Below are 23,101 nucleotides of genomic sequence, written 5' to 3' on the forward strand. Positions count from 1 at the left end.
GAGCAGGTAGCGTATTAGTGGAGTCTTACCACCCCCAACCCCTTCCTAAAACAGGAGGGGGGGTAAAAATATAAACCGCTACGTATCAATCTTTGAAGAAATACGATTCTGTCACAAGGCTCAACGATGAGGTATAACTTCGGCGAATCATTCGATTTTGGGCATCGTATTTGGGCGTGTAATTGGTTGGCTGTGGGATGGTTAGTTTATCGGTAAATGTTCGACTGATCAGGTTATTGTTACTCAGATTCTGGTGAATATAATCCAGATTCAATGTCCAGTTAACACCTTTCATTACGTTGGGCTTGTTGTCATACTGGTACTCTGTTTGTACGTTGGAAATCGTGCCATTCGCATACTTATGGCTAAGGAGTGTCATGTTGCTACCTGAATAGTCAAAAAGCTGGCCGACGTGATAGCCGTTTGGGTCTTTGACTTCGATCAATCGATTGGCGGAGTCGTAAATAAGGACGTTACGTTCCAGTATACGCGCTTGCCCATCCAGTTCCACACGGTACGATAACTGGGCACTATGACGACCTTTCGCATCGTATACCATTTCATCCATAAAATAGAATAAAGTGCTACCCGACTGGATTAATTTGGTGAACGTTCGGTAGGGCTTATCATTTTTATACTCGTAAATCACCGCATTGTCTACGCCTTTAGAGGGTGAATCGAGTACGGTCCGACCAATAATTCGCTGCCTGGCATCGTAGAGGAGATTCATTGTAAGACTAGTCGGATTTCCCTGCGTATACGTAGTAGTAATGCGATCCAGTTTCCCTCTGGGCGTTACAGAAGCTTTGATAACAGCCGCAAAGTCAGGAATCATAACCTTTATGAGGGAGTCATTCAGGTTTGTGGTTGTTGGTAGCGAATCGCTGGGGTTCTGGACTTGCGTAACAGGTTCGGGCTGGCTTGGCTTACACCCTTGAATCAGCATCACAAACAGAACGAACGTAGCGGAAAACCTGAAAAGAAAGCGCATTACGTATACAGTTGAGTTTATACTATGTATATCGGTTGATTGGCTGTAAATCTATAACGAAATCAGGAAGCTTCGAGTCGGTCAAATTTACTTTTTATGATAAATTCCAGATGCATAGGGTAAACGTTTTGACTTCATGCATTTATCGTGTTATGTAACGGTTAATCGGCATTACGTAAAAGAAATTCTGGGCGTTAACTTTTTCTGTATGAATCATTTCCTGAAATCATTGCTGCTGGTTGCATGGGGATTTTTTATCGCCAATAGTTGTAAATCGAAAGAAGATCCGTTGCCGGCACCAACTACAGAAGGACTCAATACGTTTGGTTGCAAAATCAATGGCAAGACCTGGATCGCTAATGGAATACGTAACGATCAGGAGCCAGCCGCCAAGGCAATAGAAGTGGAATACAGGCAGTTAAGCCCCACTACGTTCTATTTATTCATTCATACGAATGCTAGCTCTAAAGACCGCGTACAATTAACACTGACTAAAGGAGTAATGGGCACCAATACGTTGCGAAACCGCTATGACGACCCCTTTGCTATTTATTACGATAACCAGTTCCGACTTTTTAACTCAATGGAGTCAACTCCGGGCAAAGTCGTCATTACGCGTCTGGATACCACCAACCGGATTGTTTCCGGAACCTTCGAATTTGATGGTCAATTTTCTGTGAATAAGGAGATTGTGAAGATTACAGAAGGCCGGTTCGATATCAATATGAATAAGCTGTAGCCAGATTAACTAAGCTTGATTTTTCGCCTAACGTCTGACATTCTTTCGATATATATCGAAGAATGTCAGACGTTAATTTTTTGTATATAGATAGAAATTTAATTGTAAAATATTGTACTTTATTTTATTATCAATAGTTTATTTGTCTAAAAACAGATAATACAAAATTTTATTTATAAAAAGGGGTGCCCTTCCCCAATAGCTCGGTTGTCTTCTGGATATAAACCAAAAAATCCGATGAACGAGCGCAGAATTCTGGAAACCCTGCTGAAACGCTATCTCAGCAATCAGGCAACCGATGCCGAACTGGAGGTCTTTATGAAGTTGCTCGCGCAAGAAAATCTGGACGATTTGATCCGAAACTATATGGATCAGGAAGAAGAAGCCAGTAATGATTCAACGGCTGCCCTGTCGACACGTAACATTGAACAGTTGCTAAAAATAGCCGCTTCGATATTCCTGATTTCGGGTAGCTTTTGACTGATAGGGACGTAGCAATTACATCGTCAATTACTCTTTCCTGAATTACACTCGACGGGGTATCATCCCGGAACACTTTTTTATAAATACAACCTGCTATAACTGATTACCGCAATGAGCCTATTGTTACAGAAAAGAATCCGAGCCCTGGCGTATCTGGCGGTTTCGGCTTCGCTAATTGCCCCGACCGGCGCCTGGAGCCGACCGGTTGGTAAGGATGAAAACGACGGTACTCGCCTGAAAAATGAAAATAGGCTTGAAACCCGTCTGCTACGTGCCCGCCCATTGACATTGACCAACAGTCGGGCTGCGGTTACGATAAAAGGACGCGTAACGGCACAGGAAGACCGAATGGGTATGCCGGGGGTAAATATTTCGGTAAAAGGCACGACGACCGGTACAACCACCGATGCAGAAGGCAATTATTCGATCACTGTTCCCTCGCCCGAAAGCACGCTTATCTTTTCGTTCCTCGGTTACGTATCACAGGAGGTTCAGGTTGGCACACAGACTACCATTAACGTTACGCTAGCGCCCGATTCGAAAGTGTTGAACGAAGTGGTTGTAACGGCGCTCGGTTTTAAGGAAGAAAAAGACCGGCTTGGCTCTACGGCTTCGACCATCAAAGCCGAAGATATCAAACGGTCGGGCGAAACGGGCGTTATCAATGGCTTAGCGGGTAAAGCGGCTGGTGTCATGATTGCGCGCTCTACCGGTGATCCGGGTGCTGGTTCGTATATCCAGATTCGTGGTCAGAACACCATTACCGGCTCGAACCAGCCGCTGATTATTATCGATGGCGTGCCGATGAGCAATAGTACGTCTGGTGATTCCCGGTCGGGCGTAGCGCAACAGTCACGGCTCAACGACATCAACCCCGAAGACATTGCCAGTATGCAGGTGCTGAAAGGTGCCTCAGCGGCTGGTTTATGGGGTTCAAGAGCCGCTAACGGGGTTATCGTGATTACCACCAAACGGGGCGCGAATGATAACAAACTTAATGTCAGCTTTACCTCTACGGCTTCGTTCGATAAAGTCAACGTAATACACCCATTGCAGGAAGCGTATGGGCAAGGTTCCAATGGAATTTTTAACGCAACTACGCAGTATTCGTGGGGGGATAAAATTGCAAATCGCTCTGGTGCCGAAGATGCACTGAACATGAACGGTGCCCGTTTTGAATCGTATCAGGGCAAAACGTTCTATCCGATTGTTACGAAAAACTCGCGCGAAACGTACAATGAAGCCAGAAAGGATGCTGTGTTCCGCACCGGAACGTATCTTGACAACAACCTGAGTGTCAGCGGTGGTAATGATAAAGGTAATTTTTACCTGAGTTTCGGAAATCTGGCGCAGCAGGGCATTTTCGCGGGTCAGAGTGATTACAAACGTAGCTCGGTTCGCTTTAACTCGGTACGTCAGTTCAACGAAATCGTTCGGGCGTCGGCCAATGCCAACTACGTTCGTACTACGTCGAATCGGATTCAGAAAGGTGATAACACCAGTGGCGTATACATCGGTATGCTACGTTCGTCGCCCGATTTCGACAGCCGTTACTGGAAAGGTTCGTACTTCGCATCGCCAACGGCGGCTGGTATCCGCAACCGTCAACGCTCGTACCGGAACTATCTGGGTGCATCGGCCAATCCAAGCTATAACGACCCGCTCTGGACAATCAACGAGTTGACCAACCTGACCGAAGTTGACCGACTGATTATGAATACGGAACTGGTTATTACACCGAAAGACTGGTTCAGCATCACCGCTCGCGGAGGTATCGATACGTTCAATGACCGTCGGGTTACGAACAATCCGGTTTCGTCGGTTGTGAACTCGGGAGCTGGTCAGTATGAACAGCAAATCATTTCTGAAACCGAGATGAACCTCGACGTAATTGGTCGGGCCAGCAAGGATATTAACGAAAACATAACGAGTACACTGATTGCCGGTTTCAACATCAACGATCGGAAATACAACAGTTTAGGTGGTCAGATGAATGGTTTCATTCTGGAAGAAGCCCCACCAAACTTCGCGAACTCGACAGCCGTCAATAACTATCCGTACAATTCGCAGTCGCACCGCCGGACCGCCCGCTTGTACTCGACCCTGAATCTGGGATTCTATAATCAGGTATTTGTAAATGGGTCTATTGCTGCCGAGTCGGGTTCTACGTTCGGCAGTGCGTCAAAATCGACATTCTACTACCCATCGACCGACGTAGCGTGGCAGTTCAGCCAGTTACCTGTTTTCCGGGCAACACCACTGTCGTTTGGTAAACTGCGGGCATCGTATGGTATTGTGGGTATTCAGCCCGAACCGTATCGGAATACGACGCCGTACATCAGCGCGTCATTCAGTAGCTGGGCGACCAACCTGACCGGCTCGGGTTACGGTGGTGCTTACGTAGAAAGTGCTACGCAGGGCGACCCAAACCTTTTGCCCGAACGTAAAACCGAGTGGGAAATCGGTGCAGACTTGCGCTTCTTCAAAAACAAAGTGTCGATTGGCTACACCTATTACCAGAACCAGATTCGGGATTTGCTGCTACAGGTATCATCGGCGGGTTCGACTGGATTTAGCCAGAAATACACCAACGCGGGTAGCATGGAGAACAAGGGGATGGAACTTGATATCAATGTGAACGTATTGCAAAAGGATGATTTTCAGTGGAATGTATTTGCCAACTGGAGCCGTAACCGCAACCGCGTAACCAATCTGGGCGGTACCGAAATCATTACGTTTACGGGTGGTGCCATGAGTACGGTGGCGCACGTAGGCGATGCACTTTCTGCCTTCTACGGCGGAACGTATCAACGGAAAGATGACGGCTCGATGGATTTGACCCCAACGGGTTTCCCAAAACTCAGCACTACGTTGGGCGTGGTGGGTGATCCAAACCCCGACTGGCGCGGTGGTTTCGGAACGAATCTTTCCTATAAAAAACTGTCGCTCAACGTATTGTTTGAAACCTTTCAGGGTGGTGATTTCTACGAAGGTACGCGCGGTGTGCTGGTCAACTTCGGTACGTATGCCGACGTAGGCAATGAAGTAACACTGCAACAGGATATGTACAACTATGCCGGAACGCTCTTCAAAGCGGGTACTACGTTGCGCGGTAATGTACGGGATTACGGCGGTGGCCCGGTGCTTCAGGATCAGTCGTTCTATACATCGATTGGTGGTCACTCGGGGCAATTGGTGGAACAGTTTGTTCGCGATGGAAGCTGGACCCGGATTCGGGAAATCTCGCTGGGCTACGTACTCAACTCAGCTACGTTCCGGAAGAAAACCAGACTGGAATCGGTCAGCTTCGGCGTAACGGCACGTAACCCAATTCTCTGGACTAAAGTCGTGGGCATCGACCCCGAAACCAACGTATCGGGTGTGGGTAACGCGCGCGGTGTGGATTACTTCAACAATCCAAGCACAAAATCGCTGGTATTCAGCCTGAAAATCAACTATTAATCTATGAGTAATGTGTTAAAAGCTTACCACCCCCCAACCCCCTCCTAAAACAGGAGGGGGCTTCGCCCGGAGGTTTTTAGCCCCCTCCTGTTTTAGGAGGGGGTTGGGGGTGGTAAGCTTTTAACACATTACCCATCATCCATTAAAAAGATCATGAAACGTCGATATAAAACCATTCTTTCGGTGCTGGTTGGGCTGGCTTCGTTTTCCTGCGAATCGCTGGTTTCTGACATGAACCAGGACCCCAATAACCCAACTGACGCTTCGGCCGAATATACATTTACGGGTACACAGATTGCGCATATTGCCGCTGAGGAAGGTATGGCCAGCCGTCTTACCATTGTCTGGACAGGCTACGGATTTGGCGCTTTCCAGCAATTCGGTACGTGGGGACAATATCAGATCACAGCCGCTAACTTCGACGAAGACTGGAATCTGTTTTACACGGGCGTTAATAAAAATGCGGTTCGGACGCTGGCAAAAGCTACCCAAAATGGCAACCGGGTTATGGCGGGTATTCTCAAGGTAATGCAAGCCCATAATATTGGTACAGCTTCCGAACTATGGGGCGATGTCCCTTTTTCAGAAACATCCAACACGGTCGATTATCCGAATCCGCGTTTTGAATCGCAGGCTGAGTTGATTCCGAAATTGATTGCGTTGCTCAATGATGGTATTGCCGATCTGGAATCAGGTATCGGTGCCGTGAGCACGCGCGACATTTTCTTCAGTGGCGACGTAACGAAGTGGAAACAGACGGCCAATACGTTGAAAGCGCGGTTGTATCTGGATTTAAAACAGTACGATAATGCCTACACCGCAGCGCAGGGGGGTGTTAGTACGTATGCCAACTCGATGTATGCTACACACGGAACAACGGCCAGCGTAAACGAAAACCAGACGTACAGCTTATTGACAAACGTTCGGGCGGGAAGTATCACCGCTGAAGGAGCTTATAATGCTGAGTTGCTCAATCCGGCCAAAGCCGCTACGTATCGCGGTAATTCGAAAACCAACGAAACAGCTCGCTTTAAGTTTTACTACCTCGAAAATGGCGTGAATGCGCCCGGCGTTATTGAGCCCAATACGTTGACAACAACCGCTAACCGGGGTTTCTTTGCACGCGATGCCAGTTTCCCGCTTGTTACGTATCAGGAGAATATTCTGACGCTGGCCGAGATGGCGTTACGTTCGAACAAAGGCTTCGACGTAGCACTGGGTCACCTGAATACGTATCGTAGTTTCCTGAACGGGGGCGGCTATCTGCACGCTACGTATAAGGTGGCCGGTACCTACAAATATGACCCATACGTAGCGGCCGATTTTGCTGCGGGAGGCATTGAGAATAAAGACGGTATTACGGCCAACAATGCATTACTGCGCGAGATTCTGGAAGAACGGTACGTTTCGTTCTATGCCCAGCACATTGGCTGGAATGATGAACGTCGTACACGTAGTGAAGCCGTGGGAATCAAACTTAAACCTAACAACGGCAGCCAGCTACCCGGTCGTTTTATCTATTCGCAAAACGAAATCAACTCCAATCCAAACAGCCCACGTACGGTGCCAAGCCTGTTTGAAACAACCGCTATTTATAAGTAATAGCCAGTAATTTTTCTGACAGGATTTACAAGATTTACAGAATAAATTAATATTGAAATCTTGTGAATCCTGTCAGAAAAATAAGCGTGTAATCGTATGAATTATAGAGAAATGCAGCATAAAGTATACCTGTTTCTGGTCGCTTTTAGTTTGTGTGTCAGTACTGTTTTTGCGCAATCGCCTTTTACGGCGCAGGAAGCGAAGGAACTGCAAAAGCGGGCCAAAGGCATTGAGATTGTTAAAGATAAATACGGTGTGCCGCACGTATACGCCAAAACAGATGCCGATGCCGTGTTTGGCGAGATGTATGTGCAATGCGAAGAGTTTTTCGAGAAAGTAGAAACCTCGCTGATCGGTCGATTGGGCCGAACGTCAGAAATCGAAGGCGAAAGCGCACTCTATAAAGACCTCTGGACGCGGATGTTCATTGATTCGGCACAGGCCGTTCAACTCTATCAGAAAACCCCCGACTGGCTCAAAAAACTCTGCGACGGGTATGCGGCTGGTATCAACTATTACCTCATTACGCATCCGGCCGTAAAGCCCAAATTACTGACGCGCGTGGAACCGTGGACGATTCTGATGAACAACGTACCGGCTATGGGTGGCAGTAATGTTAGCGAGGCCGATTTTAAAGCGTTTTACGGAAAAGAAGCTGCCCAAGCCGTTGTCAATAGTCGAAGTTTTACAGCCGAACCTCCTAAAAACGATGGCTCCAATGGATTTGCGTTAGCACCATCGCGCACGCAGAGCAAAAAAGCGATGCTCTTCATCAATCCGCACGCTGAATATTACGGACGTATTGAAATTCAATTGGTTAGTGAAGAAGGGTTGAATTCGTACGGTGCACCGTTTATTGGACAATTCAGCATTTTTCAGGGATTCAACGAGTTTTTGGGCTGGATGCATCCGGTTTCATTATCAGATGCGAAAGACCTGTATGCCGAACACGTAGAATTGAAAAAAGGCAAGTTCATGTATCGCTACGATGGGCGCTGGAAACCTGTCGATAGCACGACGATTGAGCTTCGGTACAAAAAAGGTGATAGTTGGGCGACGAAGAAATTCACTACGTATCGCACGCACCACGGCCCGGTTGTGTATGCCACGGCTACTCGCTGGATTACGCTGAAAACCTTCGAGCCAAACATCGAACTGCTGGGCATGCACTGGCTCAAAATGAAAGCCCGTAACCTGAACGAATTTACGGAAGCCATCAACGCGCGGGCAATGGTGGGCAGCAACGTAGTGTATGCCGATAAAGACGGTAACATTGCGTACTGGCACGGCAATTTTGTACCAAAGAAAAACCCACTTCTCGATTGGCGACGTCCGGTTGATGGCACTACGTCGGCAACGGAATGGCAGGGCACACATGAGTTGACCGAGATTCCGCATTACATCAACCCGGCCAATGGCTGGCTCCAGAATTGCAATTCAACGCCGTTGTATGGTGCCGGTACGTTGGATACGACGATGCTGAATAAACTGCCGTCCTATATGTTGCCCGATGGTCATACGCCCCGCGCCGTTCATGCGGTACGTGTGCTGACGCCGTTGAAAAACGCCACGATGGACGATGTGATCAAAGCATCGCATGATACGTATCTGCCTAGCGGTGAGCGGTTCGTGCCGACTCTGGTTGCGGCCTACAATTCGACAACCAATGATTCGCTACGTTCGAAACTGGCTGGACCTATCGACGTATTGAAAAAGTGGGATTTCAAGACCGACACCAACTCAATTGCCACTACGTTGACGGTGCACTGGCTCGAAAAAGTAATCCAGCTCGATATGGCGCGATTACCCCGTCCGGCCACAACGGAAGAACAATATTCATTGACCAACGGTGCCGCTCTAACCACCGAATTTCTGTCGGCGACAGAACAGCTTACCGCACTGGCGCAGGCTGTGGCCGACCTCGAAAAAGAATTTGGTACGTGGCAGGTAACCTGGGGGCAGGACAACCGGTTTCAACGAATTCCTGACAAAGATCCAAGTGACGATAAACTGAGCTGGGGCGTACCGGCAACGCCCGGATTTATGGGGTCGCTGAATGCGTACGTAAGTAAGAAAGCCGCTAAGACGCACAAACGGTATGGCATCACAGGCAATACGTTTGTAGCTGCTGTAGAGTTTGGCGATAAGCTTCGGGCTAAAACCATCCTGACCGGCGGTTCCAGCTCCGATCCGAATTCACCACATTACCTCGATCAGGTGAAAGGGTATATCAACGGCGAATACAAAGAAATTTATTTCTACAAAAAAGACGTCTATAAACACGCCGAAAAAATCTATCACCCCGGCGATAAGTGATGTTAGTTTCTGATGCTCGTCCGCGATCCAATCGCGGACGAGCATAGTTCTAGCAGTAAAAAGAAGCTTTATGAAAAACATTGACTTCAACATCCTGACAACCTGACCAATGCTATGAAAAGGCGTGATTTTGTAAAATTATCCGGTCTGGGCATGAGCGCTACGTTGCTACCTGCCGGATTAATAGCCGGAAACCGGATTTCAGCCGAGGATTTGCTGAGTCCGGGTATCGACGTAGCGGCTAAAAAACAACTGGCCGACGTAGCACTCAACGCGGCCAAAAGTAAGGGTGCTACGTATGCTGATGTGCGTATCGGGCGGTACCTCCGGCAGTATCTGTTCACGCGCGAAAACAAGGTGCAGAATATTGTCAATTCGGAATCATATGGTATTGGTATTCGGGTGATTGCGAATGGTACGTGGGGATTTGCTTCAACGAACTTAATGACACCGGAAAGCATTGCCGAATGTGCCAGAGAAGCCGTCGATATGGCGAAAGCCAACGCCATTATTCAGCTCGAACCCGTTGTGCTGGCTCCGCAAAAAGGCGTTGGGGAGAAAACCTGGAAAACACCCATCAAGAAAAACGCTTTCGAAATTCCGGTTAAGGAGAAGATCGATTTGCTGATGGAAGTGAACGGCGCGGCTCTGAAAAATGGCGCATCGTTCGTTACGTCGAACCTGTTTTTCGTGAACGAGCAGAAATATTTTGCGTCGACCGATGGTTCCTACATTGATCAGGACGTGCATCGGATGTGGCCCACGTTTACGGTTACAGCGGTCAATAAACAAACGGGTCGCTTCAAATCGCGCGATGCGCTGAGTGCGCCGATTGGGATGGGTTACGACTATCTGTCGGATAACCCGGCTGAGAAAATTGTGATCCCCAACGGCCCGACTACGTATCGCTACGCCTACAACATGATTGAAGACGCTACCGCAGCGGCTATGCAGGCGAAAGAAAAACTGAGTGCAAAATCGGTTCCGGCGGGTAAATACGACATGCTTCTTGATCCGTCGAATCTGGGCCTGACCATTCACGAATCAGTGGGGCACCCGCTCGAACTCGACCGCGTATTGGGCTACGAAGCCAATCTGGCCGGAACGAGTTTTGCGTCGATGGAAAAACTTAAGTCGAAAAATTTCCAGTATGGCAGTAAAATCGTCAATCTGGTAGCTGATAAAATTCAGCCGAACACAATGGGGCTGGTTGGCTACGATGATGAGGGTGTTCCCTGTAAAAAGTGGAATCTGGTTAAAGATGGCATTCTGGTCAATTTTCAGGCCACCCGCGATCAGGTGCATTTGTTAGGCGAAACAGAATCGCAGGGGTGCAGTTTTGCCGAAAGCTGGGATAGCGTTCAGTTTCAGCGGATGCCGAACGTATCGCTTCAACCAAACCCGGAAAAATACAGCATTCACGACATGATTCGCGATACCGAAAAAGGTATTTACATTCTGGGTCGTGGTTCGTCGTCTATCGATCAGCAACGGTATAATTTCCAGTTCAGCGGTCAGCTTTTCTACGAAATCAAGGACGGTAAAATCGCGGGTATGCTCGACGACGTAGCGTATCAATCGAACACGCAGGAGTTCTGGAATTCCTGTTCCCGCATCTGCGATCAGGACGATTATCGGTTATTCGGTACGTTCTTCGATGGTAAAGGCCAGCCCGGTCAGGCAAGTGCCGTATCGCACGGTTGCCCCACGACGCGCTTCAACGGTGTCAACGTAATCAATACCGGACGGAAAATCTAAAGAGATGTATGATGTGTGATATATGAAGTATGAAATAACTTAAATCGACAGTCATACTTCATATATCACACATCATACCTGAATACCATATCCTAAAAACATGGCCATCCTAACGCAAGAAGAAGCCAAAAAAATCATCGATAAGGTTTTGGGGTTTTCCAAAGCCGATGAAACGAAAGTAGAATTGAATGGCGGCCGGTCGGGGAATATTCGGTTCGCCCGTAATTCGGTGTCAACATCGGGCGCAACCAATAATTTATCGTTGTCGGTAACGGTCGTGATTGGCAAACGTATCGGTACGTCGGATATCAACGAATTTGACGACGCATCGTTGGAAAAAGCTGTTCGTCGTGCCGAAGAAATGGCTCGATTAGCACCCGAAAATCCAGAGTATATGCCGATGCCGGGACCGCAAACCTACAGCCAACCGAAGGCATTTGTGGACACGACTGCCAGTATGAAAGCGCCGGATCGGGCCAGACTTGCCGGAGCCAGTATCAAATCCATTATGGCCAGTAAGCTAAGTGGAGCCGGTTTTCTGGAAGATTCGTCCAGTTTCAATGCTATTGGCAACAATAAAGGTTTATTCGGTTACCATAAGAATACAGGTGCGAATTTTTCGCTCACCATTCGCACGCCCGACGGTACCGGCTCAGGCTATGCAGCTGGCGATTTCAACGATGTCAGCAAACTCGATACCGGGTCGCTGACCGACGTAGCGATTCAGAAAGCGCGTGCGTCGCAAAAGGCGGCTGCACTGGAACCGGGTAAATATACCGTTATTCTGGAGCCAATGGCCGCTGGCGAGTTGATCCAGTTTATGATTAATGCCATGGACGCCCGCACCGCCGACGAAGGACGTAGCTTTCTTGGTAAAAAGGGTGGGGGAACGCGGCTGGGCGAAAAACTGCTCGATGAACGCGTCACGATTTATTCGGACCCAGCCGATTCGCAGATTCCGAGTTCACCGTTTTCGTCGGACGGTTACCCGCACGAAAAAACAATGTGGTTTGAAAAGGGTGTTGTGAAAAATATGTCGTATTCGCCGTTCTGGGCCAAGCAGAAAGGAGTGAAGCCACTGCCCCAACCATCGGGTTTTGTGATGGAAGGCGGAACACAATCGCTGGCCGAGCTAATCAAAGGCACCGAAAAAGGGATTCTCGTAACCCGATTCTGGTACACGCGCTGGCTCGATCCGCAAACATTGCTGTACACTGGCCTCACCCGCGACGGTACGTTCTTCATCGACAAAGGCCAGATTAAGCATCCGGTCAAGAATTTTCGCTTCAACGAAAGTCCGATTATCATGCTTAACAACCTCGAAGCATTGGGTAAGCCGGTACGTACACGCGGCAATATGGTTCCGCCCATGCGTATCCGCGACTTTACATTCAGCAGCCTTTCCGATGCCGTGTAAAGCTCGTCCGCGATTGTATCACGGATGGTTGAGGTTCGCGTTTTTAACGCGATTACCGATTGCCAGTTCATTGGGTCCGTTTTCGTGCGTCACAGACGCGAGCCTCGTGCATCCGCGATGCAATCGCGGACGAGCATAGCTTTCATTCTCAACAATCAACAATTCTCTTTTACCTACCAATGAAAAAAATTACCGGACTTGTTCTTTCTCTGTTTGCGGGAACAATGCTTTATGGTCAGACGCGGGCACAAGCCCCGGAAGCCAATCAGGTTGCTACGTTGCAACGGCAACTGGCAGGTATGCAACACCAGTTCGATGCCCTCGATAAAGCCATTGACGATCTGACGTGGTCGCAGCGGTTGGGCGATGCTACGTTGGTCGACAAAATTATTATCACTGGTCCACCACCGGCGGTTGTTAAAAATCCGACGGGTCAGGGAGCAAAGAATCCAGTACGTTTTTCGGCTTACGTATTCATTCCGTCGAAGATCGATCCGTCGAAAAAGTACCCGTTGCTGGTGTTGCCACACGGTGGCGTTCATAGCAACTTCAATACGGCTTATGCGCACATTGTGAAAGAGTTAACGGCGCAGGAATACGTAGTGATTGCCCCTGATTATCGCGGAAGTACGGGGTACGGACAAGGTTTTTACCAACTCATCGACTACGGCGGGCTGGAAGTGGAAGATACCAAAGCCTGCCGCGATTATATGCTCGAAAACTATGATTTCATCGATAAAAAACGGGTCGGTATCTTGGGTTGGAGTCACGGCGGTATGATTACGTTGCTGAACCTGTTCAATCACCCGTCCGATTATGCGGTTGGTTACGCCGGTGTACCCGTGAGCGATCTGATTGCGCGGATGGGTTATAAAGGTCAGGGTTATCGGGATGCGTATTCGGCTGATTACCACCTTGGTAAATCGGCAGATCAGAACGTAGAAGAATACCGGAAACGCTCTCCAGCCTGGCAGGCGCATAAATTACAGACCCCGCTGTTGATTCATACCAACACCAACGACGAAGATGTGAACGTACTGGAGGTTGAGCATTTGATTAAGTCGCTGAAGGCCGAAGGCAAAAAGTTTGAGTTCGAGATTTATAAGGAAGCGCCGGGTGGCCATACCTTCAACCGGATTGATTCGTATGGGGCCAAAGAAAGTAGGATGAAAATCTACGATTATCTGGCGCAATACCTCAAACCGAATAAGAAATTCAAAGACGTAAAAGAACTGATTGAAGCGAGCTATTTCCCGAAATCAGGCAAGTAGCGAATAATCCCGACGATACAACAAAAACTACAGATTCTACGGTTGTAATCCGTGGTACGTAACAAAGCTGTTTTCAATGAAAAAAGTAGCAAAAATTCTCTTCGTGAACGTACTGAACGTAGTGCTGGCGTTTAGTATGTTCACGCAATTGCTGGCGCAACCGATTGACGAACGCTACGTTCAGAATTATTTGCAGCGTGTAGCCAATGAGAGCGGAGCACCGGGTGTGTCGGCGGCTGTGTCGATAAAAGGCAAAACAGTTTTCTCGGGCGGGATCGGGTATGCTGATCTGGACAATCAGGTTGCGCAAACTGGTAAAACGGTGCATAATATTGGCTCAGTTTCGAAAGCGGTGGCGGTAATTGCCATCATGCAACTGGAAGAAAAAGGATTGCTTAGTCTGACCGACGAAATTCAGAAATTCCTGCCGTATATGCCGCGCAAGAAAAAGCCCATTACCATCAACCACATTCTGACCCATACATCGGGAATTCGCCATTATGCGAAACAGGATAACGATAATTATGGCCTGAAACGGATGCGCCATTACGATAATTTCGAAGAAGCCACGACCATTTTTCGCGATGATTCGCTGCTGTTTGAGCCGGGTTCGTATTATTCGTATTCGTCATATTCCAGTAATCTGATGCACGGGATTGTAGAGAAAGCGTCGGGTTTGCCGTTCGAAGAATACCTGAAAAAGAACATCTGGCAACCGGCTGGTATGCTCAGCACAAGTTTCGACGTACCGTCGCGCATTGTTGCCAATCGGGGTAAAGGTTACGTCAGAGAATCTGATGGTACGCTGGCCAACGCGCCTTATGAAGACGTGAGCTACAAATATGCGGGCGGGGGAATTCTCTCAACGCCCGAAGATATGCTCAAGCTGGGCGAAGCATTAAACAAAGGTATTCTGTTGAAACCCGCTACGTTGGAAAAACTGTATAAACCGCATTTCGACAAGAATAAAAGAGATTTTCGGGCCAATCCAAAACAGCAAAAAGACCCACTCTGGCAAGGGCTGATCTGGTGGAGCGGTAAAGATAGGCAGGGGCATACGTGGTACGGCCACAGCGGTACAGTGAAAGGAACACGGACCTTTCTGATGAATTTCCCGGCTGAACAGGTTGTTGTAGCGATTCAGGCGAATATCGGGAATATAAAAATTGACGAATACGCGCTAGAATTAGCCCAGTTATTTCTGCTGGAATCCACTACGTCTGCTATAAAGTGATAATCAGGGTGATAAGATTAAATCGCTGGATTGGAGCAGTACGTTCAGGAAAACACTGAAGGCAATACCCATGTCTTTCTCAACGGCAAACTTGATCGTTTTCATTGACCGGACCATGTGCTTTTTGATGGCGCTGCTTGAGATTCCCAGAAGCTCGGCGGCTTCGTCATAGCTTTTTCCCTGTTGCCGGCACAGTTTGAATACGTTTCGGCTTTGTGATGGCAACGTATCGAGTACTGACTGAAGAAACTGCTGATACTCTTTAAGTTGTAATACGTCCTCCGTGTCGTTTTTCGATATACTGTAGTTACTCAAAACCTCTGTTTTGATGCGATCTTCTACGGCTGCCCGTTTCAGTACGTTGAATGTATGGTTTTTGGTGATGGTGAAAAGATAGGAGCGGAACGAGTTGACTTCGCGGATTTCCCAGCGGTCTTCCCAGATTTTCATAAAAACCTCCTGACAGATGTCGTTCGACAAATCGGTCGATTTTATGAATTTGTAGATAAATCGGTAAATGCCTGGGCGATATTCATCGTAAAGTTTTTTAAAAGCCTGTTCGTCGCCAGTAGAAACCTGATTGAGCAAAACACGTTCGTTCGTAAAATTCATTGTAATAGAGTGAGTTAGGTAGGCATATTGGTTAGCATAAGAGGAGTGGTTGAACAGGTGATGGAAGGTATTTCTATTAATTCTTGTGATTGTCCTAATTGGAAAGATTATTAGAATTTTATTTTGCTTATTATTCAAATATAAAAATTATGTATTTAATAAAATGTTATTACACGAATTATATTTTGAAATGTAAAGATTTTTGGTTGCTTCTGTATTTTCAAAAGATTTGGTCGTGATAGAAGCGCGTTTTGGCTTTGAAAAACACACGTTTTTATATTAACAGGCTGATTCAGGCTAACTTAGTTTATCGGAATTATGGCCGGATAAGCGGACCCAGTCAGAAAGATACAATGCTTGAATAGTTTGCAACTTTGTTGCAGTAAGGCTTATCTTTACCCCAAACACAATACCAGTTATGCGCTACGCAATTCTTGCTGTCCTGTCGATCAGTTTGGCAGCCTGTTCCGGGAAGTCAGACGCTGATAAAGTTGTTCTTGACGAAGCTGCTCGCTACCATAATGAAGCTATTGAGGTGCAGGAGCAACTGGAGCCGATGATCGATCAGGTCGATTCGGTGAAAACCTTGCTTGCGTCGAAGAGTGCTGTCGAGGCAAAAACAACGACTAAATCGCTTGATAGCCTGAAAACGGCTTTTGAAGAGTGGGAGGAAAATCTGGTCGAAGTGCCCGGTATGGAACACGAGCACCACGACCACGGTAAAGGTGAGCATAAACATCACCACCATCACCACAACAATAACGACACAAAAGACATGCCTGCCGACCAAATGCGCGATCTCCAGCGTGAATTGCTCGCAAATATCAAACAGATTCAGCAGCAGACACAGCAGGCTTTCGAGCAGGCAAAGAGCTTGAAATGAGCCGTTGCTTAGAAGGATTCGTCAATCAGTTCTTTATTGATAACGGCCGCAGCACGAAGTCCGTTGGCCCCGGCAACCATAACCTGTCGCATCATGGTATGTGTGTCGCCAGCGGCATAAACGCCCGGAACATTGGTACGCCCGAATTCATCGACCTCGACAAAACCCATATCGTTGTGCTTACAGCCCAATTGCTGGGCTGTATCGGAAGCCTGCTGAAGTTTGACACGGGCAAACAGAGCCGTTAGCGGGTACGTTGTTTGATCGGCCAGTAATAGACTGTTCAACTGCCCATTCTGGTGAATAATAGCCGAAATTGGCGTTTCAACGATGTTGATGTTATGACGACGTAGCGCGTCTGTCTGCTCGCTCGATAGCATGGACGAGCCGTTGGTAAATAAGGTGAGTTTTGGGCTCCAGTGACGAATGAGTTTGCCGAACTCAAACGCTTCATCGCCGTTTGCCAGTACGCCCAGCGGTTGACCGTGTACTTCATAGCCGTGACAATATGGGCAGTGAAGCACCGAAATTCCCCAGCACTCGGCGAAACCGGGAATGGGTAATAGTTCGTCGCGCAATCCGGTTGCCAGTATCAACTTACTGGCCGAATACGTAGCACCATCTGACGTAGTGACGGTAAAACTGTTACGTTCACGGGTGGCGGTTGTTACGTTAGCTTCGATAAATTGTACGGTAGGGTAGACGAGGGCCTGTTCTTTGGCAAGCCCACTCAATTCAGCAGGTGTAGCGCCGTCTCGGGTCAGAAAACTATGTGAATGAGGAGTTTGCCGATTGGCAGGTTTGCCGCTGTCGAGCACCAGTACCCGACGTAATGAACGTCCTAAAACCAGAGCCGCGCTTAAACCGGCGTAACTGCCACCAATAATAATAACCTCGTAAGATAAAGTTGAAGATGTCATTACGTTCGTATGTGTTGTATTGATAGTCAGAGAAATAGATAATTTATTCCCAAACCGGAAAAGGGTCTTTGAACGTACCGTCCTGCTCCAGATGCTTCAATTCCAGTTCTGTGCATAGGCAATCCTGAAGTTCAGCCGTGATACGTTCAGGCTGGAGATCTTGCCCGATAATTACCAGTTCGTTTTGTCGGTCGCCGAAGCGTTTGTGCCAACGGGCTTCTATTGTTCTCTGATTCTCCAGAAAAGAGCCATAGTTGGTACGTTGGTTAAACGGCATCGACGCCCACCAGACACCCGCCGATTCGGCTCGTAAACTACCACCCGCCTGACTGAAATTTAGCGCATCGTCTGGCCGGGACGCCAGCCAGAAAAGTCCTTTGCTACGTATGATACCTGCCGGAAAATTTTCGCTGAGATATTCCCAGAAACGTACTGGATGAAATGGCCGTCGATCCCGAAATACAAACGAACTAATGCCATATTCTTCGGTTTCGGGTGTGTGCGCTTTCCCATTTTGCTGATTCTGCAATTCCTGAATCCAGCCTGCCGACCGTGATGCTACGTCGAAATCAAATCGGCCCGTGTTTAGAATTTCGGTAGGGTCAATTTTACTGAACTGACTTTCGATGAGTTTTGCAGTTGGGTTAAGCTTTTGAAGAATCGCTTTTAACTCGCCGATCTGGTGACGAGTGAGTAGATCGGTTTTGTTAAGAATGATGACATCGGCAAACTCAATCTGATCGGTCAGCAGGTTTACAATCGTTCGTGTATCAGCCGAATCGTCGTTAAGGGCGCGACTATGCACCGTATCGACGCTCCCAAAATCGCGCCCGAAATTGAATGCATCAACTACGGTGACCAACGTATCGAGCCGGGCAATGTCCGATAAGTTGATGTTGAGTGATTCGTCAGCGGACGTATCGGGTTCGAACGTAAAGGTTTGCGCTACGGGCAACGGTTCTGAAATGCCCGATGATTCAATGAGCAGGTAATCAAACCGTTTTTCCTGCGCCAGTTTATGCACTTCCAGCATCAGATCTTCACGTAGCGTGCAGCAAATACAGCCATTCGATAATTCGACCAGTTTTTCATCAGTACGTGAAAGCGCGCCTTCCTGGCGGACAAGTTCAGCGTCGATGTTTACTTCACTCATATCATTGACAATCACCGCCACTTTCAACCCTTGTCGATTGTGCAGGATGTGATTCAGCAACGTCGTTTTACCAGATCCCAGAAAACCACTCAATACGGTCACTGGCAAACGATTGTCGCGGTTATTGATAGCGTTGGGTTGATTTATCATAAAACAAAACTAGGGGACAATTTTTCTTTTTGCAACATTGTTGCAAAAAGAAAAATTGTCCCCTAGAATCTCAGCCATGTAAGCAGGTCTATTTACTAGCTCATGGCTTCGGCAAACTCCTTGGCTTTTTTCGGCTTGGTAAGTTTGCCAACGGTAAGTCCCTGAACGAGAATGGAGAAAACGACGATGAAATACGTGATCGCCAGAAACAGATTTTTATTCAACGATTCATCGATGGACAACGCCAGCGCAACGGATACACCACCCCGTAAACCACCCCATACCAGAATTGTGATGGTTTGTCGGTCGAATTTTGTTCGGAAGGGGATAAGCAGCGTAGGCACCCAAATCGAAATAAATCGGGCAAAGAGCACAAGCGCAATGCTGATAATTCCAATCAGCCAGTAATCGGTAATGTGCGGAATCAGAAGTAGTTCGAATCCGATAATCAGGAACAGAATGGCGTTCATGATTTCATCAATCAGTTCCCAGAACTTATCCAGATAATCGCGCGTATTGACCGAAATGCGGGTCGCTTTACCGAAGTTACCAACCACTAATCCGGCTGCAACCATAGTTAGTGGGCCTGAAATATGCATGGCGCGGGCAATCAGATAGCCACCCATCACTACCGCCAGCGTAATAAGAGCCGATACGTTGGCACTATCGATACGTTGCATGGCTCGCGAACCAATAAAACCAAGCAATACGCCCATTCCAAAGCCGCCGAGTGCTTCTTTGATGAACAACCACGAAATATTTAAGAACGAAAGGTCTACTTCTGATCCCTGCGCCAGTTGAAGTAATACTGCAAACACCACAACGGCCACGCCATCGTTAAACAATGATTCACCAGCAACCTTGGTTTCCAGCGATTTACGAACACCCGCTTTTTTCAGGATGCCCAGTACAGCAATAGGGTCAGTTGGGGAAATTAACGCGCCAAAAACTAAACATTGAATGAGCGGTACGTTCAGACCAAATAGCGGTAATAAATAATAAGTTAAACCGCCGACCAGTAAGGTTGAAATGATAACGCTAATGGTCGAGAACACAATGATTGGAGCCCGTTGTTCGCGCAGGTCTTTTAATCGTACATGAATAGCGCCTGCGAATAGCAGAAAGTTAAGCATGGCTCCCATCAGGATTTCGGTGAAATCGAGATTGGCGATGAAACGAGAGAAATTATTGAACAGATTTGGAAAGATGTTACCCGTAATTACCAGCGCAATAGACACCAGCATGGCCATCAACATGATACCAATAGTAGAGGGTAGTTTCAGGAAGCGTTCGTTTACATAAGAGAATATAGCTGTAAGAACGATTAGTACAGAAAACGAATAGTATAATTCCATATAATAACGATTAGAGTAAACTTGTAAATCGCATTATACGAAAAATAACGCACTTTTGCCAGCTTTTCTCGGAAAAATACTAATTAGGACTGCGTGAAAAAAGGAATGAAATCATCCTCAAAACGATTAATTTATGGATGAAAAACGAAGAAATCTGGCTACTGAAGTGCTGTTTCCCGCTCGAAGGCAATAAAGTTGACGAGTTGTTTTTGCCGGTTTAAAATCGGACGTATTTTAATCTGGCACCAATAAGGCGTTCGATCTTTCCGATAGTTTAACAGTTGACCACTGATGGGTTTTCGGTTGGTAAGTGCCTCTCTGATACGTTGCCGACCGATTGTCGAAGTTGCTTGTCCCTGAAACATAGCTGGGCGATTGCCGATTATTTCTTCCCGAACGTAACCTGTCATTTGCTCGAACTGAACATTAACGTATTGAATTATCTGTTCTGAATCGGTGATTATAACGGCCCATTTTTCGTTCTCCAAGTCGGCCAGAATCGATTTGGTTATTACCCATCCCTGCCTTTGCGCAATAGATAACCAACCCGCCTTATCAGACGACAATATTGACCGTTGCCAAAATTCCCAACCGGCCAGTAAGGGCGTAAGCACCGGCGGAGGTTCTTGTTTGGCTAGTTGTTTGTCGTAAGAACTGCAGAAGTTCATGCTCGCAAATTTACAGTCTTCTACTAACCAATTTGCTAGTAGGGGACTTTATGTTCGAATCGTTTAGAACTAATAACTATTTTGCGAGCATTTTGGGTAACCTAAATCAGATCTTTTTTAACGATTTAGCACACTAAGTAAAATTCGGAATAATACGTTTCTGAAACGAGGCCAGTTAAACGAACCAAATCAAAGCAGTTTGATTTAAACGAAGATTAATCTGCGAACTAATTATCAAATAAGTTTAAAGGGTATTATGGGAAGTTTATCCTCTGTAATTTCCCAACAGCAAACTATAAACGATAGCATGATCTGGTACGAAAATGAAGTTCAGCAATTAGAGAAAAACATTCACAACACTCGCGCAATTACAGGCCGAACGGTTTTTTATGGTTCCTCGTCCATCCGGCTCTGGTCTACTCTGACTTCTGATTTTCCCGATCAGTCTGTTCTGAACTTAGGCTTTGGTGGCTCCACACTGGCGGCATGTGGCTGGTTTATGGAGCGAATCCTGATTCCAGTGCAGCCCAAAGCTATTGTTCTTTATGCGGGTGATAACGACCTCGGCGACGGACGAAATCCGGAAGAGGTTTACCTGCTCTTTATCGGATTTGTGGCTAGACTTCGCCGATTTCTGCCCGATGTGCCGCTTACCTTCCTGTCTATCAAAACCAGCCTTGCCCGGATGTCGTTGGTTCCTCAAATTCAAAAAACCAATCATCTTATTTCTCAGGAAATTGCGCATATGCTCAATACCCAGTACCTCGATGTCGCTTCAGCACTTTTAGGTTCCGATGGTAAACCCCGTTGGGAGTGTTTTGAAGCGGATGGCCTTCATCTGTCGCCAACCGGCTATCGGGCCTGGCAAACTGTATTACAGCAAAACCCGTCTATTTTTAATAATTTGATAACCAACTAAATCGGTCCTCATTGCAGGAAAAAAGCCAATTTCGTTGGTCGCTATATTTATGATACGTACCTATCACGCCTGGCATAGTGCCCACTTGAATCGTCAGATGGAGTTACTCGTGTTTGGCCATGCCGGTGCACGGGTACTCGTCTTTCCCACTCGTTTTGGACGATTTTACGATTATGAAGACTTCGGTATTGTTGGTGCTCTAGCCGAAAAAATTGAGAATGGCTGGATACAACTCTTTTGCGTGGACAGTGTAGACGGCGAAAGCGTTTACAGCGACCGTCCCCCTTATGAGCGCATCCAGCGGCACAGCCAGTACGAAAAATACATTCTGGATGAAGTGCTGCCCTTAACCCGACAACTAAACCCTCAGCCGTTCATGATTGCGCATGGGTGCAGCCTAGGGGCCTATCACGCCATGAACCTTGCCCTGCGGCATCCTCAGCATTTTGGTAAAGTAGTTGCCCTTAGTGGTCGTTACAACTTATCGGAGCCAGTTGCTGTTTTTCGGGGCCTGTTCGACGACTATTATAATGAGGAAATTTATTTCCATTCTCCTAATCATTTCCTGCCGAATCTGAATGCAGACGAAATTCTGGACGAATTGCGACGACTGGAAATTGTGCTGGTCATTGGCCGCGAAGATCCCTTCTTGGAGAGTAATCTTTCGCTCAGTAAAGCCATGGATGATAAGCGTATTGCCCATCAATTTCATGTTTGGGAAGGACGTGCTCACAAAGCCAGATACTGGCGACAAATGGTTGGGCTTTATTTGTAGCTAACTGGCAAAAATGAAAGCTGATTCAGGCGTTTTCTGCCACTCTAAATTTAATTATTTCGACAATCAATTCTATAGGCAAAGGTTGGGTATGTGGAAATTGTACAGAACCTTTCCCTTGCTTATAGCTTGAAAGTTTATCCTTAAACTGCTCGTGTCCAGTTGGTGTAGCATAGAAGCCAATATGATTTTTAAACCCTCCAAAATAAACTAACGGTTTTTTGTTGAGCTTGTAAGCCGCCATCCCATAGGCCATACTTTCTATAGCGTCTGTAGAATTCTCTTTAATGAGATGACGCATGGTTTGAAGTCTCTCCCTAGCTTCTTCAGGAAAACTGCCAATGTAATCGTCAACCGTTTTGATTTCGTTGTTCATAGGGTTTAGGGTATTTT

At 47.1% G+C, this 23,101-nt stretch carries 19 protein-coding genes; 12 read left to right on the plus strand and 7 right to left on the minus strand.

Features of this window, described 5'->3' with window-relative positions; translation table 11 throughout:
* Positions 1–85: 85 nt before the first annotated feature.
* A complete protein-coding gene (locus ACYVD4_RS25765; protein ID WP_460950594.1) occupies positions 86–991 on the minus strand; it encodes a hypothetical protein in 906 nt (301 codons plus the stop codon).
* Between the two features lie 136 nt (positions 992–1,127).
* Between ACYVD4_RS25765 and ACYVD4_RS25770 the strand changes: the two genes are divergently transcribed.
* From ACYVD4_RS25770 to ACYVD4_RS25810, 9 genes are all read left to right on the plus strand, one after another.
* Positions 1,128–1,730, plus strand: a complete 603-nt coding sequence (locus tag ACYVD4_RS25770) for a Riean_0653 family protein (protein ID WP_460950595.1) — start codon at positions 1,128–1,130, stop codon at positions 1,728–1,730.
* Positions 1,731–1,967: 237 nt separating this feature from the next.
* A complete protein-coding gene (locus tag ACYVD4_RS25775; RefSeq protein ID WP_460950597.1) occupies positions 1,968–2,210 on the plus strand; it encodes a hypothetical protein in 243 nt (80 codons plus the stop codon).
* Between the two features lie 114 nt (positions 2,211–2,324).
* On the plus strand, positions 2,325–5,675 hold the full coding sequence (locus ACYVD4_RS25780) for a SusC/RagA family TonB-linked outer membrane protein (RefSeq protein ID WP_460950599.1): 3,351 nt from the start codon (positions 2,325–2,327) through the stop codon (positions 5,673–5,675).
* Between the two features lie 153 nt (positions 5,676–5,828).
* Entirely contained in the window at positions 5,829–7,277 is a 1,449-nt protein-coding gene (locus ACYVD4_RS25785; RefSeq protein WP_460950601.1) for a SusD/RagB family nutrient-binding outer membrane lipoprotein, read from the plus strand.
* 96 nt (positions 7,278–7,373) lie between these two features.
* On the plus strand, positions 7,374–9,593 hold the full coding sequence (locus ACYVD4_RS25790) for a penicillin acylase family protein (RefSeq protein ID WP_460950603.1): 2,220 nt from the start codon (positions 7,374–7,376) through the stop codon (positions 9,591–9,593).
* A 114-nt stretch (positions 9,594–9,707) separates the two neighbouring features.
* On the plus strand, positions 9,708–11,351 hold the full coding sequence (locus ACYVD4_RS25795) for a TldD/PmbA family protein (protein WP_460950604.1): 1,644 nt from the start codon (positions 9,708–9,710) through the stop codon (positions 11,349–11,351).
* A gap of 100 nt (positions 11,352–11,451) precedes the next feature.
* Positions 11,452–12,768 carry a TldD/PmbA family protein gene (locus ACYVD4_RS25800; RefSeq protein WP_460950606.1) on the plus strand — a complete coding sequence of 439 codons (1,317 nt, stop codon included), beginning with the start codon at positions 11,452–11,454 and terminating at the stop codon, positions 12,766–12,768.
* 179 nt (positions 12,769–12,947) lie between these two features.
* Positions 12,948–14,039 carry an alpha/beta hydrolase family protein gene (locus tag ACYVD4_RS25805; protein WP_460950608.1) on the plus strand — a complete coding sequence of 364 codons (1,092 nt, stop codon included), beginning with the start codon at positions 12,948–12,950 and terminating at the stop codon, positions 14,037–14,039.
* Between the two features lie 76 nt (positions 14,040–14,115).
* Positions 14,116–15,273, plus strand: coding sequence for a serine hydrolase domain-containing protein (locus ACYVD4_RS25810; protein WP_460950610.1), 1,158 nt, complete (start codon positions 14,116–14,118; stop codon positions 15,271–15,273).
* Positions 15,274–15,276: 3 nt separating this feature from the next.
* Here the strand turns inward: ACYVD4_RS25810 and ACYVD4_RS25815 are convergent, their stop codons facing one another.
* On the minus strand, positions 15,277–15,885 hold the full coding sequence (locus ACYVD4_RS25815; protein WP_460950611.1) for an RNA polymerase sigma factor: 609 nt from the start codon (positions 15,883–15,885) through the stop codon (positions 15,277–15,279).
* A gap of 418 nt (positions 15,886–16,303) precedes the next feature.
* Between ACYVD4_RS25815 and ACYVD4_RS25820 the strand changes: the two genes are divergently transcribed.
* Entirely contained in the window at positions 16,304–16,768 is a 465-nt protein-coding gene (locus ACYVD4_RS25820; protein ID WP_460950613.1) for a hypothetical protein, read from the plus strand.
* 8 nt (positions 16,769–16,776) lie between these two features.
* Here ACYVD4_RS25820 and ACYVD4_RS25825 read toward each other — a convergent pair whose 3' ends face one another.
* The 4 genes from ACYVD4_RS25825 to ACYVD4_RS25840 all read right to left on the minus strand — a co-directional run bounded on the left by ACYVD4_RS25825 (position 16,777) and on the right by ACYVD4_RS25840 (position 21,014).
* A complete protein-coding gene (locus ACYVD4_RS25825) occupies positions 16,777–17,688 on the minus strand; it encodes an NAD(P)/FAD-dependent oxidoreductase (protein WP_460950615.1) in 912 nt (303 codons plus the stop codon).
* Between the two features lie 43 nt (positions 17,689–17,731).
* Positions 17,732–18,991 (minus strand): GTP-binding protein, encoded by a 1,260-nt coding sequence (locus ACYVD4_RS25830; RefSeq protein ID WP_460950616.1) that lies wholly within the window; start codon positions 18,989–18,991, stop codon positions 17,732–17,734.
* 95 nt (positions 18,992–19,086) lie between these two features.
* Positions 19,087–20,346: a cation:proton antiporter gene (locus tag ACYVD4_RS25835; protein WP_460950619.1), complete on the minus strand. Its 1,260-nt coding sequence runs from the start codon at positions 20,344–20,346 to the stop codon at positions 19,087–19,089.
* Positions 20,347–20,504: 158 nt separating this feature from the next.
* Complete coding sequence (locus ACYVD4_RS25840; RefSeq protein ID WP_460950621.1) at positions 20,505–21,014, minus strand: PAS domain-containing protein; 510 nt, start codon at positions 21,012–21,014, stop codon at positions 20,505–20,507.
* Between the two features lie 307 nt (positions 21,015–21,321).
* Here ACYVD4_RS25840 and ACYVD4_RS25845 point away from each other — a divergent pair, with 307 nt between their 5' ends.
* Both ACYVD4_RS25845 and ACYVD4_RS25850 read left to right on the plus strand, forming a co-directional pair.
* On the plus strand, positions 21,322–21,933 hold the full coding sequence (locus ACYVD4_RS25845) for an SGNH/GDSL hydrolase family protein (protein ID WP_460950623.1): 612 nt from the start codon (positions 21,322–21,324) through the stop codon (positions 21,931–21,933).
* Between the two features lie 49 nt (positions 21,934–21,982).
* Complete coding sequence (locus ACYVD4_RS25850; RefSeq protein WP_460950624.1) at positions 21,983–22,708, plus strand: esterase family protein; 726 nt, start codon at positions 21,983–21,985, stop codon at positions 22,706–22,708.
* Between the two features lie 25 nt (positions 22,709–22,733).
* Here ACYVD4_RS25850 and ACYVD4_RS25855 read toward each other — a convergent pair whose 3' ends face one another.
* Positions 22,734–23,084, minus strand: coding sequence for an iron chaperone (locus ACYVD4_RS25855; protein WP_460950625.1), 351 nt, complete (start codon positions 23,082–23,084; stop codon positions 22,734–22,736).
* Positions 23,085–23,101: the final 17 nt, after the last annotated feature.

It is taken from the genome of Spirosoma daeguense (genome assembly GCF_054776875.1).

Bases quoted from the DNA above. Each gene is read 5' to 3' on its own strand.
- ACYVD4_RS25765 (WP_460950594.1), bottom strand. From the start codon at position 991: ATGCGCTTTCTTTTCAGGTTTTCCGCTACGTTCGTTCTGTTTGTGATG.
- ACYVD4_RS25770 (WP_460950595.1), top strand. From the start codon at position 1,128: ATGCATTTATCGTGTTATGTAACGGTTAATCGGCATTACGTAAAAGAA.
- ACYVD4_RS25775 (WP_460950597.1), top strand. From the start codon at position 1,968: ATGAACGAGCGCAGAATTCTGGAAACCCTGCTGAAACGCTATCTCAGC.
- ACYVD4_RS25780 (WP_460950599.1), top strand. From the start codon at position 2,325: ATGAGCCTATTGTTACAGAAAAGAATCCGAGCCCTGGCGTATCTGGCG.
- ACYVD4_RS25785 (WP_460950601.1), top strand. From the start codon at position 5,829: ATGAAACGTCGATATAAAACCATTCTTTCGGTGCTGGTTGGGCTGGCT.
- ACYVD4_RS25790 (WP_460950603.1), top strand. From the start codon at position 7,374: ATGAATTATAGAGAAATGCAGCATAAAGTATACCTGTTTCTGGTCGCT.
- ACYVD4_RS25795 (WP_460950604.1), top strand. From the start codon at position 9,708: ATGAAAAGGCGTGATTTTGTAAAATTATCCGGTCTGGGCATGAGCGCT.
- ACYVD4_RS25800 (WP_460950606.1), top strand. From the start codon at position 11,452: ATGGCCATCCTAACGCAAGAAGAAGCCAAAAAAATCATCGATAAGGTT.
- ACYVD4_RS25805 (WP_460950608.1), top strand. From the start codon at position 12,948: ATGAAAAAAATTACCGGACTTGTTCTTTCTCTGTTTGCGGGAACAATG.
- ACYVD4_RS25810 (WP_460950610.1), top strand. From the start codon at position 14,116: ATGAAAAAAGTAGCAAAAATTCTCTTCGTGAACGTACTGAACGTAGTG.
- ACYVD4_RS25815 (WP_460950611.1), bottom strand. From the start codon at position 15,885: ATGAATTTTACGAACGAACGTGTTTTGCTCAATCAGGTTTCTACTGGC.
- ACYVD4_RS25820 (WP_460950613.1), top strand. From the start codon at position 16,304: ATGCGCTACGCAATTCTTGCTGTCCTGTCGATCAGTTTGGCAGCCTGT.
- ACYVD4_RS25825 (WP_460950615.1), bottom strand. From the start codon at position 17,688: ATGACATCTTCAACTTTATCTTACGAGGTTATTATTATTGGTGGCAGT.
- ACYVD4_RS25830 (WP_460950616.1), bottom strand. From the start codon at position 18,991: ATGATAAATCAACCCAACGCTATCAATAACCGCGACAATCGTTTGCCA.
- ACYVD4_RS25835 (WP_460950619.1), bottom strand. From the start codon at position 20,346: ATGGAATTATACTATTCGTTTTCTGTACTAATCGTTCTTACAGCTATA.
- ACYVD4_RS25840 (WP_460950621.1), bottom strand. From the start codon at position 21,014: ATGAACTTCTGCAGTTCTTACGACAAACAACTAGCCAAACAAGAACCT.
- ACYVD4_RS25845 (WP_460950623.1), top strand. From the start codon at position 21,322: ATGATCTGGTACGAAAATGAAGTTCAGCAATTAGAGAAAAACATTCAC.
- ACYVD4_RS25850 (WP_460950624.1), top strand. From the start codon at position 21,983: ATGATACGTACCTATCACGCCTGGCATAGTGCCCACTTGAATCGTCAG.
- ACYVD4_RS25855 (WP_460950625.1), bottom strand. From the start codon at position 23,084: ATGAACAACGAAATCAAAACGGTTGACGATTACATTGGCAGTTTTCCT.